The sequence below is a fragment of the Endozoicomonas sp. ALB091 genome (assembly GCF_049310265.1).
Taxonomy (GTDB): Bacteria; Pseudomonadota; Gammaproteobacteria; order Pseudomonadales; family Endozoicomonadaceae; genus Endozoicomonas.
Genome location: NZ_JBLYNQ010000001.1, coordinates 472,188 through 488,108, shown reverse-complemented (window position 1 = coordinate 488,108; position 15,921 = coordinate 472,188). Strand labels below are relative to the sequence as shown.

The 15,921-nt window shown below is 53.3% G+C and carries 11 protein-coding genes and 2 pseudogenes; 10 read left to right on the top strand and 3 right to left on the bottom strand.

Annotation, left to right across the window (positions count from 1 at the left end; all coding sequences use genetic code 11):
* Positions 1-9 precede the first annotated feature (9 nt).
* The gene (locus ACO6UX_RS02170; protein ID WP_422444431.1) at positions 10-1,020 is read right to left on the bottom strand and encodes a Fe(3+) ABC transporter substrate-binding protein; all 1,011 of its coding nucleotides are present in this window, start codon (positions 1,018-1,020) and stop codon (positions 10-12) included.
* 672 nt (positions 1,021-1,692) lie between these two features.
* Between ACO6UX_RS02170 and mnmG the strand changes: the two genes are divergently transcribed.
* Entirely contained in the window at positions 1,693-3,573 is a 1,881-nt protein-coding gene (mnmG, locus tag ACO6UX_RS02165; RefSeq protein ID WP_422444429.1) for a tRNA uridine-5-carboxymethylaminomethyl(34) synthesis enzyme MnmG, read from the top strand.
* A gap of 55 nt (positions 3,574-3,628) precedes the next feature.
* Here the strand turns inward: mnmG and ACO6UX_RS02160 are convergent, their stop codons facing one another.
* Entirely contained in the window at positions 3,629-3,874 is a 246-nt protein-coding gene (locus tag ACO6UX_RS02160; RefSeq protein ID WP_422444427.1) for an ArsR/SmtB family transcription factor, read from the bottom strand.
* 654 nt (positions 3,875-4,528) lie between these two features.
* Positions 4,529-4,708, bottom strand: a pseudogene (locus ACO6UX_RS02155) (IS6 family transposase); the annotation flags it as partial.
* A 184-nt stretch (positions 4,709-4,892) separates the two neighbouring features.
* On the opposite strand from ACO6UX_RS02155, the gene ACO6UX_RS02150 reads away from it, so the two are divergent.
* The 9 genes and pseudogenes from ACO6UX_RS02150 (at position 4,893) to ACO6UX_RS02110 (ending at position 15,890) form a co-directional block, all read left to right on the top strand.
* Positions 4,893-5,339: a MarR family winged helix-turn-helix transcriptional regulator gene (locus ACO6UX_RS02150; protein ID WP_422444425.1), complete on the top strand. Its 447-nt coding sequence runs from the start codon at positions 4,893-4,895 to the stop codon at positions 5,337-5,339.
* Positions 5,340-5,404: 65 nt separating this feature from the next.
* On the top strand, positions 5,405-8,626 hold the full coding sequence (locus ACO6UX_RS02145) for an outer membrane lipoprotein-sorting protein (RefSeq protein ID WP_422444423.1): 3,222 nt from the start codon (positions 5,405-5,407) through the stop codon (positions 8,624-8,626).
* A gap of 38 nt (positions 8,627-8,664) precedes the next feature.
* Positions 8,665-9,999, top strand: a complete 1,335-nt coding sequence (locus ACO6UX_RS02140) for a DUF1302 family protein (protein WP_422444421.1) — start codon at positions 8,665-8,667, stop codon at positions 9,997-9,999.
* Positions 10,000-10,203: 204 nt separating this feature from the next.
* Positions 10,204-11,076 (top strand): alpha/beta hydrolase, encoded by an 873-nt coding sequence (locus tag ACO6UX_RS02135; RefSeq protein WP_422444419.1) that lies wholly within the window; start codon positions 10,204-10,206, stop codon positions 11,074-11,076.
* A complete protein-coding gene (locus tag ACO6UX_RS02130; RefSeq protein WP_422444417.1) occupies positions 11,069-11,794 on the top strand; it encodes a 4'-phosphopantetheinyl transferase family protein in 726 nt (241 codons plus the stop codon). Before ACO6UX_RS02135 ends, ACO6UX_RS02130 begins: the two co-directional genes overlap by 8 nt.
* A 349-nt stretch (positions 11,795-12,143) precedes the next feature.
* Entirely contained in the window at positions 12,144-12,272 is a 129-nt protein-coding gene (locus ACO6UX_RS02125; RefSeq protein ID WP_422444415.1) for a hypothetical protein, read from the top strand.
* 15 nt (positions 12,273-12,287) lie between these two features.
* Positions 12,288-13,988: pseudogene (locus ACO6UX_RS02120) on the top strand (fatty acyl-AMP ligase); the annotation flags it as partial.
* A complete protein-coding gene (locus ACO6UX_RS02115) occupies positions 13,985-14,935 on the top strand; it encodes an acyl-CoA desaturase (RefSeq protein WP_422444413.1) in 951 nt (316 codons plus the stop codon). The pseudogene ACO6UX_RS02120 and the gene ACO6UX_RS02115, both read left to right, overlap by 4 nt.
* An 82-nt stretch (positions 14,936-15,017) precedes the next feature.
* The gene (locus ACO6UX_RS02110; RefSeq protein WP_422444411.1) at positions 15,018-15,890 is read left to right on the top strand and encodes an acyl-CoA desaturase; all 873 of its coding nucleotides are present in this window, start codon (positions 15,018-15,020) and stop codon (positions 15,888-15,890) included.
* Positions 15,891-15,921 lie beyond the last annotated feature (31 nt).

Sequence of the window (15,921 nt, the reverse complement as noted above, 5' to 3'; positions counted from 1 at the left end):
TAATGAGATCTATAGATCAAATTTTACTTCGTCCAGAAGACGTTGAGCCTTGGTTCGGTTGGCGGCAATGTCTGAAATAGGCAGTGGATCCGCCTTGAATTCTCCCCATGCAGCCACGGTGTCAGACACTGGAACGTTCGGGTTGACCGGGTATTCCATATTGTCCCGGGCATAAATGGACTGAGCCTCTTCACTGGCCAGGTACTCCATCAGCCTGAGGGCATTATCCTTGTTCGGTGCGTACTTTGCCATCACCATGCCACTGATGTTGACATGGGAACCCACCGTCTTCTGGTTCGGGAAGTTAATATAAACGGCATCAGCCCAGGCTTTCTGATCATCATTCTTCATCATCTTGCCAAAGTAGTAGCTGTTGCCCAGAGAGACATCACAAACCCCCTCTTTGATCGCTTTGACCTGGGCCCGGTCATTCCCCTGGGGACGACGGGCCAGGTTGGCTTTTACCCCTTCCAGCCACTGTTTGGTTTGTGCTTCACCGTTATGGGCGATCATCGAGGCGACCAGACCAATGTTGTAGGGGTGCTTGCCGCTGCGGGTACAGATCTTGCCTTTGAACTTGCTGCTGGCCAGGTCTTCGTAGTTGATATCAACGGGCTTGTCGCTGCGTTTGGAGCTGTAAATATTCCGCACCCGCATGGTTAATGAGTACCACTGGTTGTCCGGATCCCTTAAGTGCACAGGGATGTTCTCATTAATGGTTTTACTGTTCACGGGTTGCACCAGTTGGCGATCAACCAGATCAAAAAGACTGATCATGTCGGAAGTCAGTACGACATCTGCCGGGCTGAATTTGCCTTCCCGCTCAATACGCTCCTCCAGTCCTTTCTTGGCAAACACCACGTTCACCTTTACGCCCGTTTCCTGTTCAAAGTCTTTCAGCATGGGCTCTATCAGAAAAGGCTGACGATAAGAGTAGATATTGACCTCTTCAGCAGCCTGGGCCAGCAAAGAAGAACAGGAAATAGCAATAGCGGAAGTAATAGAGAGGAGTTTTTTCATAGCAGTCTGCAAACAAGAATTATTATCGTTTGCGAATTGTACTTATTTTCCCTGACTTCGCAACTGCTTTATTGCGCTGTGGATAAATTCAATGGCGATAAATCCACCGATTACCCGGCAGATCCCATCACAGCGGGTTGTCGGGCAAAGTACCCGGGCGTTATGGAAATGTGGAAATATACACAGATAAGCTATGAACAACGCAGGGAATAACCTTTTTATAAAATTGCCCTGTGGATAAGGTCGTTTTTTTCCACAGTTTAATGACAGGTTAACTAAACCTTGTGACCAGCAACATAACAGGGTTGTTCAATTTATAATGTGTTGAAAATAAAGAGTTTTATACGTTTATCCACAGATTTTATCAACACTAATATCAATAAAAAAAATAAGATAACACTAAAAAACAGCTATTCGCTGTTATTACTGTTGTTTAACTGGAAGAACTTCGTCGTTTGATAAGAAAAAACCAAACTTTTTGGGCAGATCTACGGGCTGTGAGTAAAATTACGTGACCGGTTGCCACTCACGCCCGTTATGCAAGCCTGGTTATCGGGCGGGCACTGTGAAGTCTTCAGGTCACGCTTATCCAATGATGGGTCACAGCACTGGCTAACCGGTGTATAATTGCTAGCCTTATCTTCTCTTGATAACAGGTGACAGACGTTGGCAGTGGATTTCCCAAAACAATTTGATGTGATTGTGATCGGTGGTGGTCATGCCGGTACGGAGGCCGCCCTGGCGGCAGCTCGTATGGGCGTTAAAACGTTGTTGTTGACCCATAACATCGAAACTCTGGGGATGATGTCCTGTAATCCGGCCATTGGCGGGATTGGTAAAAGTCATCTGGTCAAAGAGGTGGATGCCCTTGGCGGTGCCATGGCAACAGCGACGGATCTTGCCGGTATCCAGTTTCGGGTGCTCAATGGCAGAAAAGGACCGGCGGTCAGGGCTACCCGGGCACAGGCTGACCGGGCACTTTACAAGGCCGCCATTCGTTCGATTCTGGAAAACCAGGAGAACCTGTGGATATTTCAGCAGTCTGCGGATGATCTGGTGGTTGATGACAACACCAGCCAGGTGCGTGGTGTCGTGACCAACATGGGCGTTCGTTTTCTTGCCGCAAACGTTGTTCTGACCGCAGGGACTTTTCTGGGGGGGCGAATTCATATTGGTCTGGAAAACCACAGCGGTGGCCGGGCCGGTGATCCGCCCTCCATTGCCCTGGCCAACCGGCTGAGAGAACTGCCCCTGGATGTTCGACGCCTGAAAACAGGGACGCCTGCACGTATTGATGCCCGAAGTGTGGATTTTTCCGTGATGGAAGCGCAACCGGGGGATACGCCGATGCCGGTGATGTCTTACCTTGGCACGGTTGAGCAACACCCTGAACAGGTGTCCTGCTATATCACCCATACCAATGAGCGTACCCACGAGATCATCCGTGGAGGACTGGACCGTTCACCCATGTTTACCGGGGTAATTGAAGGGATAGGTCCGAGGTATTGCCCATCCATTGAGGATAAAATTACCCGGTTTGCGGATAAAACCTCCCATCAAGTCTTTCTGGAGCCGGAAGGGTTGTCCACCAATGAGCTTTATCCCAATGGCATCTCCACCAGTTTGCCCTTTGATGTGCAGATCAACCTGATCCAATCCATTCGTGGCCTGGAAAATGCCCATATTACCCGTCCCGGTTACGCCATCGAGTACGATTACTTTGATCCGAGAGGACTTAAGTACTCCCTGGAAACCAAAGCCATTGGAGGCCTGTTCTTTGCCGGTCAAATCAACGGTACCACTGGCTATGAAGAAGCGGCCGCACAGGGACTGTTGGCGGGTATGAATGCGGCGCTCAGGGCACAGGATAAAGAGTCCTGGTGCCCACGTCGTGATGAAGCGTACATCGGTGTGCTGGTGGATGACCTGATTACCAATGGCACCAGTGAGCCTTACCGCATGTTTACCAGCCGGGCAGAATATCGGTTGATCCTGCGGGAAGATAACGCCGACCTGCGCCTGACGGAGAAAGGCCGGGCACTGGGGCTGGTGGATGATCAAAGGTGGATGGCCTTCAGTGACAAGAAGGAGCGTATTGAGAAGGAGTCTGAGCGCCTCAGGGCAGCGTTTGTTCATCCCGGTAGTGATGCTGCCCGTACCCTGGAAAATAAGCTCAGCAAACCTTTAAGCCGTGAATACAGCCTACTGGAACTGCTGCGTCGTCCGGAACTGACCTATAACGATGTGGCCGGACTGGTGGGAGACGCGGAAACCCATGATCAGGTCGCTGAACAGGTGGAGATACAGACCAAGTATCAGGGTTATATTGACCGTCAGACCGAAGAGATAGACCGTATGCGACGTTATGAGAACACCCGCATACCACAGGCGCTGGACTACACATTGATCGAAGGGCTTTCCAACGAGCTGAAGCAGAAGCTGACGGATGCCCGTCCGGAGACACTGGGCCGTGCTTCCCGTATCCAGGGGATGACGCCTGCTGCCGTATCTCTATTGCTGGTTTATATGAAAAAGCGCTCTATGGCTGCTTAATTGATCCGGTTACCAGTTCCTGATGGATCAGGCACTGGTAACCTACCCCGCCTGATTACGTTGACTCGTCCGCACAACACTCCTCGCTGAGAAACCCCATGACCTCATTGAAGGTGGCGAACTGGGGAATGCAATACAGTGTCCTGCCATCCCGCTTCTGCTTAACCAGCCCCACAGAGACCAGGGCTGAAATATGATGGGAAAGGGTTGAACCCGGAATGTCCAGCTCTTTTTGCAGGGCTCCCACCGGCACACCCTGATGGGGTATTGCGCCCATTCCCTCGAAAAGTTCACTGTACATAAAACGCACTATCCTTTGAGTGCAATTTCCTCATGTTTCTGAAATTTATTCCCCTGCTGAATTTACGACATTTTTATAGTGAAGGTCTCTGTACACGACAAAAAAAGTGAGCTGACAGAATTTTTGCTATGAAACTTAGAGACAAAACCAACGTTTCAAGCAGTCATGAATCTTATGGGTGAAAGTCTCATACTGAGCACAACTACAGACCCTGGAGCATAGAATTTACGTCCCAGAGCCAAAATACCCGAACAAGAAAGGCGACCAAACGCAGCTATGATTTTCATGTGACAAAAGAATCATCTGCGAGAGGCCGCCCTCCATGGAAGTATGTCACCCACTGACCATTCCCGCTAGTAATCACTGCCCTGCAATCGAGATGCTGCAACATCGGTTATCTCTTCTTCGCCAGTCACGCCATGAGCTCCACTGGGAGGATTACGAAAATGAACTGCATAACCTCATGGCTCTTGCAGAACAGGAGATTCTCTCTGAAGACCTCCAAAAACTGGACGTCAATGAACCATTTGTGTCTAAAAAATCAATAAAACAATTAAGGGAAAATCTTCATTTTTCTATTTTTTGCGGGAATTGCTGCAGGCTGTTTTTGGCATAATTACACAGATTCTGCTTTATATTTATTGTTTTTGCTGGCTGAGGCCCCAGTTGTGGAGCACATTCCTGAACCCTACGGTAGGGAGTGGTATGATCAATATCCACGCCACGTTCCTCCAATATCTCCTCTAAGTCCCGGTAACTCAGGTTATAACGCAGGTACCAGCGGACAGCATGGAGAATGAGATCTTTGGGATAGTGACGACCGGAAAAATTCATGGTGGAAGACCCAACTAAACTACTATGACTGAATACAAAATAGCAGGTTCTGAGATCACTATCAGTTTGCAACGGAACCGCCTCTTACGACTCTATGGCCAAACCCCAAGAACTGGATATTTGGGTAGTTGCACAAAATATATTTATGTACATATAATAAAAATTAAATACTAAGGCCTGAGTTATGGCAAGATCTTCACGCAATCGTCAGCCCTACGGTGGGATTGAGCCCTGCTTTAATCTGCGCTTACGTCAGGCCAACAGGGTTCTTACCAGTCATTATGATGACTACCTGCGTGATCTGGGCCTGACTATTGCCCAGTTCTCTATCCTTCGTTCGCTCTGGTATATGAAGAGCACTGCCCAGAAAGATCTGCAGGCGGTTCTGGTTTTGCAGCAAACTACCCTCACCCGTAATCTCAAACTGCTGCAGAAAGCCGGTTATATTCAAACGACCCAGGGCGAGGCCGATCGTCGCATCTCCATGGTCTCCCTGACCGAAGAAGGCAAAAACATCTTTAAGCAAGCACGAACCCGTTGGAAGGAAGCACAGCAGGATGTGTCCAGGCGACTGGGCGACAAAAACAGCCAGCAACTGATCCAGGTCGCTGAAGCGATTATGGCCATGTAAAAAAATTTCATAAAATACATGTATATACATACATATGAGAATAAGAAAACATCAAGGAGTGAGGCATGAAACGACCGTTGAGGGGATCGCTTAAATTGTTGGGGGTTCACCACCCCTGGAAGATACTGATACTGGGATTGCTGCTGATGGCGGCCCTGGCCAGTGGTCTGAAACAGCTCTACAAGGATACCCGTGCAGACGCTTTCCTAGCGGCGGATAACCCGGCACTGGTTTACAAAAACAAGGTACGGGAGATCTTCGGCCTCAGTGATCCCCTGGTGATAGCCATTCAGGATAACTCGTCCCGGGGTGTTTACCGGCCCGAGACGCTCACACTGGTTGAAACCTTAACCACACAGATCGACAGCCTGGACAATATCAATGCCGATCGCACTATCAGCCTGGCGACGGAAAATAATATTGTCGGGACGGACGATGGGATGGATGTATCTCCCTTCTATGATCTGGTGCAGACTCCCGAAGCCATCCGCGCAGCGATTAACGACTTCCCACTCTACGACGGCATGCTGGTATCAGACGACCAGGCGATGACGGTGATTGTGGCGGAGCTGATCAGCGATGACCTGGCGGAACAGACCTACGACCAGATAACGGCCATCACCGGCAGCGCTGTCCTGGATGAACACCAAACACTGCATATTGCCGGCGAAGGCGCGGTGCTGGGGTTTCTCGGCCATTATATTGATCGCGATGCCAGCCGTCTCAATCCCCTGGCAGGCCTGATCATCACCATTATGCTGGCAGTGGCTTTCCACCGGTTTATGCCTGCCCTGCTGGGCAATCTGGTGATCGGGGCCTCGGTGCTGATGACGCTTGGTTTTATGGCCTACAACGGTGTGCCGTTTTATGTGATCACCAATGCCATGCCAGTCATCCTGATCGGCATGGCGGTGGCGGACTCGATACATATCTTCAGCCATTACTACGAATGCCAGGCCCGCAACCCGGAGATGAGCCCCCGGGATTGTATCGAAGCGGCAGTCAAGGAGATGTATCGCCCGGTCACCTTGACCACCCTGACGACCATGGCTGGCTTTCTTGGCCTGTACGCCGCTGCCTATATGCCACCGTTTGAAGCCTTTGGCCTGTTCACCGCTTTCGGTGTCTTTATCGCCTGGGTGTATTCCGTGTATGTGCTGCCCGCCTTGATCACCCTGCTCAAGCCCAAAGTCAGCAAGCGCTGGGTGACACTGGCAAGCCGTGGTCACAGTGATCTGTTCTCCCGAGGTATGGCGGCCCTGGGTCATCTCGCCACCCTGCGCCCTGGGGCAACGTTGGTGGTCTTTGCCGGTCTGGCCATTGTCGGCGTCGGGCTGGCCAGTAAGGTGCAGGTGAATGAAAATCGCATTCACACTTTCCACCCCGAGGAAGAGATTTATCAGGCTGACCAGGCCATCAACAGCCATCTGCAGGGGACCAACACCATCGATATTGTGGTGGAAACCCCGCGCGAAGAAGGCGTGTTCAACTTGGAAGTCCTGACACGAATTGAGCAATTACAGGCCTATGCCGAGAGCCTGCCCCATGTGAATGGTTCAACCTCCGTGGTGGATTATCTCAAGCAGATGAACAAGTCCCTGAACGAAGGCCGGGACGCGTTCTACACCCTGCCGACAGACGAAGCGCTGATTGCCCAGTATTTCCTGCTTTACTCTGCCAGTGGCGACCCCACCGATTTTGAAGAAGAGGTGGATTACGACTACCGTCTGGCCAATATCAGGCTGCGGCTTGACACTGCTGAGTTTGTGGTTACCCGTCCGGTCATTGAACAGCTGCAGTCGTATATTGAGCAGCACTTCAATAGTGAAGAGGCCACGGCCAATCTCAGTGGCCGGGTGAATGTGAACTACCACTGGATCAAGGATCTTGGCCCGAGCCATGTGTTGAGTGTGGTGCTGGCGCTGTTGTGTGTCTGCGCTGTCTCCGCCCTGCTGTTTCGCTCCTTGGTCGCTGGTCTGCTGGCCACGGTGCCGGTGATCAGCTCTATCCTGATGGTGTACGCCGCCATGGCCCTGCTGGGCATTGACCTGGGTATCGGCACATCGATGTTTGCTTCTGTGGCGATTGGTCTGGGTGTCGACTTCTCTATCCATACCCTGGATCGGATTCGGGTGCTGATGAAAGCCCATCCCAAGTCCGGTCTGCGGGATCATCTCCAAGCCATCTATGGCTCAACAGGACGGGCATTGTTGTTTAATTATCTGGCCATTGCCTTTGGTTTTGGTGTGCTGATCAGCTCGAAAGTGGTCCCCCTCACCTACTTTGGCACCATTGTTGCTCTCTCTGTGACCATGAGCTTCCTGGCCGCAATGACCTTACTGCCTGCCCTGGTGATGGTGATTCAACCCCGGTTTATTTTTGGGCAACAGGCACACATTCCGGCACACAAACCGGTGAGTGCGCTGTTCAGCGTAATGGTGCTGACCGGTTCTGTGGTGCTGGCCAGTCTGCTGTTTGCTCCTCAGAGTTCAAAAGCGGTGGAACGGGAACAAGCCGAAGGGCGGGTGATGGCTGAACAGATCGTGGCCAGCGTCAATGCCGTGGATGACGGCCAGCAGGCCACCAGTGATCTGACAATGATCCTCACTGATCGTCGTGGCAAACAGCGCACCCGCGAGACCAAAAGCTATCGCAAGTATTTTCCTGCCAGCGAGGCTGCCGGGCAGGAAAAGAGGACAGTGTTCTTTTATCAGTCGCCAAAAAATGTCAAAGGTACCGGTTTTCTCACCTATGACTATCCCCAGGCCCACAGGGACGATGACCAGTGGCTGTATCTGCCCGCCCTGCGCAAGGTGCGCCGGATATCGGCATCCGACCGGGGTGATTACTTTATGGGCACAGACTTCAGCTATGAAGACATCAAGCTGGCCGGCCGGGTGGATGAGCAGGATTTTACCTTCACAACCTCAGGCCGGGAGAATATCACCGTCGATGGCGAAGCCATCAGTGCCTGGGTGGTTGAAGGCACACCCCGGTCGCCAGAGATTGCTAAAGAGCTGGGTTATGGCAAAACCCGTTATCTGGTTCACCCCGGCAACTGGATTATTGTCAAAACCGACTACTGGGACGAAAAAGGCAAACACCTGAAAACCTATGTGGCCGAAGATATCCGCCAGATTGATGGTATCTGGACCCGCCATCAGCAGACTGTCACCAACCATAAAACCGGTCATGTGTCCCGGTTTCTGTTCAACAATGTCAATTACCAGGTGCAGCTGGATGATGCCCTGTTCACCCGGCGCATTCTGAAAAAAGGCGGGATGTAATGAAACGCTTCAAGGGCTTCGTCGGTGTCTGGTCCGGTGTGTGGCTGGCGGTTGGTCTGCTGTCTCCAGGGTCGGTGCTGGCGTCCGACACTTTTGCGGATATCAGCCTCGATACCACCCTGCGCTCGGAACTGGCTTACGGGCTGAACCGGCATGGGGTCAGCAAGGTCCGCACCACTCTTGAGCCGGAGCTCAGTGGTGTGCTGGGCATCAGTCTTGCCGGGGAACAGCCGGATTTTCTGATCAAACCCCGGTTCAGTCTCGATCTGGCCGATGACCTGACCACCCGCACCGACCGACCTGAAAGCTACTCGTCCCTGAACGGACCTACCTGGGAAACCCGTCATGGTCGCGCAGAACTGGTAGAGGCCTGGCTGGAGGCGGAGTGGGACACAGTGGCGGGCCCAACGGCGGTGCGCTTGGGGAAGCAGCAGGTGGTCTGGGGCCAGGCAGACAGTCTGCGAGTGCTGGATGTCGTTAACCCGCTGAATTACCGGGAATGGACCCTGTCAGACTATGAAGATATCCGCATACCGACCTGGATGGCCAATATCGAGATTGCCGATATTGGCGGGCCTGGGGAAGACGCCAGCCTGCAGTGGCTGATCATTCCGGATATGACCTTCAATGAGCTGGCCGATGCCGGTTCTCCGTTTGCGGTGACCAGCCCGGAGCTGGTGCCCCGGCCACAGCCGGGTGTGCCTGTCGTGGTGCACGACACCCAACGTCCAGGACGTGGTCATCTGGAAACTGGCCTGCGCTGGAGCAGTTTTGTACAGGGCTGGGATCTGGCGGCATTGATGTTTTATCACTATCAGGACAACCCGGTGTTGTATCGCTCTTTCGATGAGGGGCGTATTGCCGTGTCACCGGAATACCAGCGCACGCTTTTGTATGGCCTGAGCGCCAGTAATGCTTTCGCTGACTGGGTAGTGCGGCTGGAGCTGGCTTATAGCACCCGTAATGCGGTACTGCGGGAAGACTTGGTCGACCAGGGCATTTACACCACCGGCGAGATGACCTCCGTGCTGGGACTAGATTATCAGGGGCTGGATAACTGGTTTCTCAGTTATCAGTTCTACCAAAGCACGCTGAACAACAGACCTGCTGCGGTGATACGCAAACAGACCACCGTCCGACACACCCTGCTGGGGCGGCGTGACTTCTGGAACGACACTCTGGAGTTGGAGCTGAAAGGGCTGCATAACCAGGATTACAACGATGGCATGCTGCGTGCGAAGCTGAGCTGGGATGTGGACGACAGCTGGCGACTGTGGACTGGAGCCGATCTGTTCTACGGCGATGACGACGGGCCGTTTGGCCAGTTCCGGGAGCAGGACCGGCTGGTGCTGGGGGCGGAGATCACTTTTTAGTGCGCTTGAATGTCAGTCTGCGTACACCAGCCGGATCAGGATGCGGGTTGTTCTTCCCGCTCCATCAGACCATCCATGGTCTGGGTCGCTCTCAGGCCATCCTGGCTTTTGGAATAGCAACCCGAACCCTGCCCCTGTTGTATGAGGACTCATGCTTGGCGGAGCCAGTCATAACAATAAACATAAGTAAGGAAGGTGATAACCATGAATATGATGACCCTGTTACGGATCAAGAACCGGTTTCTGGGCACGCTTCTGCCCGGTAAAGTGGCCAGGGATCATGTAACGCTGTTTCTTTCCCCTCGTCGGTTTCCCTTGAAAGACTGGGAAGAGAAAGCGGAGCTGAATGGGCAACGGATAAGTTTCGGGGCAGAGTTTGATAACAGCCTCAGTGCTCTGCGCTGGGGGGAAGGTGGTGAAGATAAAAAGCGGGTTTTGATTATGCATGGCTGGGAAAGTCGCGCTACGCAGATGCAGGCTCTGGCTCAGCCTTTGATTGAGGAGGGGTATGAAGTGATCGCTATTGATGCCCCTCGCCACGGTTTGTCCAAAGGGAAACAGGCTAATCCAGTGCAGTTTGCTCTGGCGGTGATTGCTGCGTGTCACGAGCTGGGGCCGTTTGATGCTGCTATCGGCCACTCTATGGGCTGTGCCGGTCTGGCTATTGCACGGGAACAGGGGGCCGCTATTAACCGTTATGTTTTAATGGCGTCGCCCGCGAATATGCTAGATACCCTGCGTGCCTTTGCCGATTTTATGGGGTTACCCAAAACCTGTACCGAAAAATTTATTGTGGGTGTTGGCCATGCAGTTGGCCGTCCGGCTGAAGAGCTGGATATTGGGACGATGCTCGCGGACGGTCAGCCTGATGTGCTACTGGTACACGCTCGTAACGATATTGAAGTACCGTTCGCTGCCATGACATGTATTCATGACAAGCTGGGTAATGCCCAGACTTGGACGTCGCCGTCGCTCGGTCATAGGAAACTGGTGCGTGATCCGGATATTGCATCCATGATTGGCCGGTTTATCAGTACCGGACATGTAGTGGAGGAAAAGCTACCTGGTCATGCTTGAGCCACAGGTAAAGGCGGATGCGTTTCTTGATGCCAGGTATTATCTGAACCGTCAGCACCGGACTCTTGCTGAGGGCGTTGAGGGGTGGCTGGTCAATATGGAGGAGCTGCTTGCCTGTTGGCCGCCGTGGCACGATTTTTCAGGCCTGCTCACGAAACGAGAACGACAGCGATGGTGCGATTATCAAACTATTGTTGATGATGGTCTGCGAGCCCGCAGTTTCCTCTTTGGACGCAGTGTTCTGCGCTTACTGCTCGCAGATCGCCTGGAAGTCAGCCCTGATCAGGTGCCTCTCACCCGGGACGCTCATGGCAAGCCTCAGCTAGAGAACAGCTGTTTGCACTTTAACCTCAGCCATAGTGGTGAGTGGTTGTGGTTGGTGATCAGCAGCCTTGGTCCGGTCGGTGCCGATGTTGAGTGTTTGCTGACCTGCGAGCCGGTGACTGAGCCACTTATCGAAATGGTTGCATCCCCGGAAGAACAACGTACCCTTCGGCAAGCACCGGCCTCAAAGCGTGACATTGTGTTTCTGCGCTTGTGGGTGTTAAAAGAAACGTACTTAAAAGCAATCGGTTCGGGCCTTCTCCAAGATCCGCGTTTGCTGAAGATAAACGACGACAATACAATTTCTCATATCTATAAATTCAATAATCCTCTCTGCTCCCAGATCGCTTTCATCCAGACAGACAGCTGTATAGTTGCATGGGCACAGCTCTAACTCTTCTATATCTGCCTTAGATATTGTATCGCCCTCTATCAGAAACTTTGGCATTTTCTTTGCTGTATTCTAGAAAACTGCAAAAAACATAGATTAGTAGTAACTTTTGAGTAGTTTTGGTGCGTTGCTTGTAAAAGTGTTCAAAGTGCAGACAGAATTGCATATCCGATGCACTGCGAATACTTGTCATGGAAATGCAATGTTTGATCAGTATTTTACTGGCAGAAATGCATGTATATACATTCTAAGACATGTATATACATGACAAGTGACAGCTACCTGCTTCATGGAAAATCAGAAAACAGTTGATCAGTTCGTCAAGGGGTTTCGGAGGATAAGGATGATCAAAATGGATACTGCTCGGAAAGACGCCGCCATGGGAGCCGTTGAACGCCAGTCATTTAAAACTGACTTTGGTGTCGTCTATGAGTCCAGGCCAGTGCCAGCACTTGAGTTTATTGCGGATATCGTGGCCTGACGTGCTGACCATGAGCCTGAGAAGGAGGCATTCACCTATCTTGTGGATGGCGATGAGGATGCGATTACTTGGACGTATCAGGATTTGAAAAATGCCGTGGCTTACACGGCTAACCATATCAACCCCAGCATTCAGCACCACGATCGTGTGGTGCTGTTGTTTGAACCCGGTCTGGCCTTTCTGGCCTCGTATCTGGCCACTGTTGGCAGTGGTGCGATTGCTGTGCCCTGCCATCCGCCTATGGGCACCCGTCAGGTGCAGCGCTTTCTGAGCATGCTGCAGGACTGCAAACCGAAGATCATCCTCTACAGCCGGTTTATCCGTGAGAGCAATGCCCAGCTGGCTCAGTTCACGGCTATGGCGGCGCAGATGGGTATCAAGCTGGTTGAAGTGGATGTACCTGATCAGCCAGAAGAGCAAAACTGGGACAGGCCACAGCAGGCCTTGAATGACACGGCCATGCTGCAGTACACCTCTGCCTCGACCGGTAAGCCCAAAGGCGTCATGGTCTCCCAGCATAATCTGGTGAAGAACTGTGAGGCGATCTACAAGTGGCTCGCGCCCCACCCACCGCGTAAAGGATGCATCTGGCTGCCGCCTTACCATGATATGGGGCTACTCGGTGGCATTATGCAGCCGCTCTATGCTGGCTTCCCGCTGGTGTTTATGTCGCCGATGCATTTTATTCAGCGCCCGTTGCGCTGGTTGAAGGCGATTTCCGACCACCGGCTGACGACGACAGGTGCGCCTAACTTTGCATTTCAGTTATGCGTCGATGGTATTACCGATGAAGAGCTGAAAGAGGCCAATCTGGACCTGTCCTGTGCCCGGGAAATTTTCAGTGGTTCAGAGCCTATTAACCCCAACACAATTTCTGCGTTCTATCAGCGGTTCCGTGAACATGGTCTGCCTTCTACCTCGCTAAATCCCTGTTACGGTCTGGCTGAAGCGACATTGTTTGTCTCCGGCAAAAAGGCTGACACCGTTGTGGCTTCCCAGCCGTTTGCACGTGACGACCTGGATCGGTGGCAGGTCACGCCCAGTCTGGAAGGCCGGACGCTGGTCAGCTGTGGTGAAGCTGGCAATGAACTGGATATTCGTATTGTTGACCCGGATACAGCACAGCCCGCTGCCATCGATGATGTCGGTGAAATCTGGATCGCAGGGCCCAGCATTGCCCAGGGCTACTGGCGCAACGATCAGCTAACCGAAACCGCCTTCCACAACCGGCTGCCAGGCTCTGAGGCAAGCTATTACCGGACCGGCGATCTGGGTTTTATGCTCGATGGTGAACTATACGTCACCAGTCGTCTGAAAGAAGTCATTATTGTCCGTGGCCGTAATCTCTATCCCCAGGATATTGAACGTTGCGTGCTGGCCTCTTCGTCCCTGCTGGATGGTAGGAGTCTGGCTGCGGCCTTTGCTATTTCCGGTGATGACACAGAAGAGCTGGGTGTACTGGTTGAAGTGCGACAGCCGGTGACGCCAGAGCAGGTTGAGGAAATACAGACTGTTACCAGCGCCGCTATTCGGGCCGAATTCCAGGTCGAACCCGTAGTGGTGCACGTCGGCCCTCGCAAAACTGTGCTGCGCACGACCAGCGGCAAGATCCAGCGTCTGGCTTGTGCCCACGCTTACCACAAAGGCAAACTGCCGGATTTCCCCCAGAACTCACCTGTGCATAAAGCGAAGGCTGGTGAGAGGGTTCCCGCATGAAAAGCACAAACGATACCGCAACCACCCACGCCCCTGTGGTGCCTGAGAAAGTCAGCGGCGTGACCAGCCTGCAGCTGTTTGCCGCCCTGACAGTGGGGTTGACCACCGCCGGTGCCGGGGTGGCCGTGTGGCAGCTGGTTACTGGTCAGGTGGGCACGTTGGAGCTGGTATTGTTGGCGGTGTTTTACTTTACCACGGCCCTGGGAATCGAAGTCGGTTTCCACCGCTTTTTTTCCCATACAGCATTTAAAGGCCCGCTGGCCACCACCTGGCTGCTGGGCATTCTGGGGTCCATGGCGGCCCAGGGGCCTTTACTGTTCTGGGCAGCGACGCATCGCAAGCATCACGCTCATACCGACAAACCCGGTGATCCCCACTCGCCCTATTACCAGAGCACTGGCAAAAAGGCTTCCGGACGCATAGCGGGTCTGTTTCACGCTCATATGGGCTGGTTGTTTGCCCGGGAGCAGGCCAGCTGGGCCCGTTATGCCCCCGATCTGCTGCGCCGTCGGGAGCTGATCACCATCAACAGTCAGTATCTGCTGTGGGTGATGGTGGGGTTGCTTCTGCCGGCTGCGATTGGCGGTGTGCTGTCCAGCGCCTGGGAGGGGGTCTGGCGCGGGCTGATATGGGGCGGTTTGCTGCGCATCTTCCTGCTCGACCATGTGACCTGGTCGGTGAACTCCCTGTGCCACACCCTGGGCAGCCAGCCCCACAAGGTGACAGATAACAGCCGTAATGTGTTCCTGCTGTGCATTCCTTCGGTGGGTGGCTCCTTCCACAACAATCACCATGCGTTCCCTTCGGGGGCACGCAACGATCACCAGTCCCGCTGGCAGCTGGATCTGTCGGGGATATTTATCGAGTCGATGGGACGACTCGGTCTGGCCCGGAATATTCGCCGCTATCAGGCGGACACCGGAAAAATTATCACGGAGAGGAAATAAAATGAGCGCAGACAGCCTATCACTGGCCGACCTGCAGACGTCTGTGCCCGGTGTCGCCTATCTCGAAGGCCGGGCCGCGCAGATGCAGCGTATCTTTGCCCTCGGGGTTATGGTGATTCCTGCTATCGGGATGATCGAAGCTGTCAGACTGATATGGCAGGGCTCGGTGCCTGCCTGGGCCTGGGTAATGTTAGGGGTGATGTACTTCGTCCATATGTTCGGGGTGACCGCCGGGCTGCACCGGATGGCCGCCCACCGAGGCCTTGATGCCGGTCCGAAAATGAAAGCCCTGCTCACCATCATGGGTTCCATGGCGGCTCAGGGGCCACTGCTGTATTGGGTGGCTACCCACCGTCGTCATCACATTTACAGTGATAAACCCGGTGACCCCCATTCGCCGAACCTGCACCAGAACAAACTGGTCGGGCTCTGGTATAGCCATATGCCCTGGATGCTGGAGCGCAGTATCTCGGTCTGGTCCCATTACGCCAAGGATGTACTGCGGGACCGCACCTACTTCTTTGTCAATCAGTACTACCTGGTGTGGGTGGTGCTCGGGTTTGCCATTCCGGCGGTGCTGGGCGGCCTGATCACCGGCACTCTGGAGGGTGCCTGGCTGGGCTTTATCTTCGGTGGACTGGCGCGCATGTTCTGCGCCAATCAGTCTGCCTGGATGGTGGGTTCCATTTCCCATCGTTACGGTGGCAAGCAGTTCCGTACCGACGATCACAGTCGTAACAACTGGTTGGTGGCCGTACTGGCCTTCGGTGAGGGCCTGCAGAATAACCATCACGCTTTCCCTATTAATTACCGTCACAGCATTTACTGGTATGAGCCGGATCTCACCGGCTGGGTGCTGGCACTGATGGCGAAGCTCGGACTGGTGCACGACCTGAAGTTCCCCAGCCAGAAGCGCATTCATGAATTAACGCTGCCTGAGTCAGAAAAGATCTGATCGGCCATAAAAAACAACAACCACAAGTACA

What these genes read in the sequence shown, in the direction of transcription:
- ACO6UX_RS02160 (WP_422444427.1), bottom strand. Translation starts at nt 3,874, where the DNA reads ATGTACAGTGAACTTTTCGAGGGAATGGGCGCAATACCCCATCAGGGT.
- ACO6UX_RS02125 (WP_422444415.1), top strand. Translation starts at nt 12,144, where the DNA reads ATGGATACTGCTCGGAAAGACGCCGCCATGGGAGCCGTTGAACGCCAG.
- ACO6UX_RS02145 (WP_422444423.1), top strand. Translation starts at nt 5,405, where the DNA reads ATGAAACGACCGTTGAGGGGATCGCTTAAATTGTTGGGGGTTCACCAC.
- ACO6UX_RS02110 (WP_422444411.1), top strand. Translation starts at nt 15,018, where the DNA reads ATGCAGCGTATCTTTGCCCTCGGGGTTATGGTGATTCCTGCTATCGGG.
- ACO6UX_RS02170 (WP_422444431.1), bottom strand. Translation starts at nt 1,020, where the DNA reads ATGAAAAAACTCCTCTCTATTACTTCCGCTATTGCTATTTCCTGTTCT.
- ACO6UX_RS02150 (WP_422444425.1), top strand. Translation starts at nt 4,893, where the DNA reads ATGGCAAGATCTTCACGCAATCGTCAGCCCTACGGTGGGATTGAGCCC.
- ACO6UX_RS02135 (WP_422444419.1), top strand. Translation starts at nt 10,204, where the DNA reads ATGAATATGATGACCCTGTTACGGATCAAGAACCGGTTTCTGGGCACG.
- ACO6UX_RS02130 (WP_422444417.1), top strand. Translation starts at nt 11,069, where the DNA reads ATGCTTGAGCCACAGGTAAAGGCGGATGCGTTTCTTGATGCCAGGTAT.
- ACO6UX_RS02115 (WP_422444413.1), top strand. Translation starts at nt 13,985, where the DNA reads ATGAAAAGCACAAACGATACCGCAACCACCCACGCCCCTGTGGTGCCT.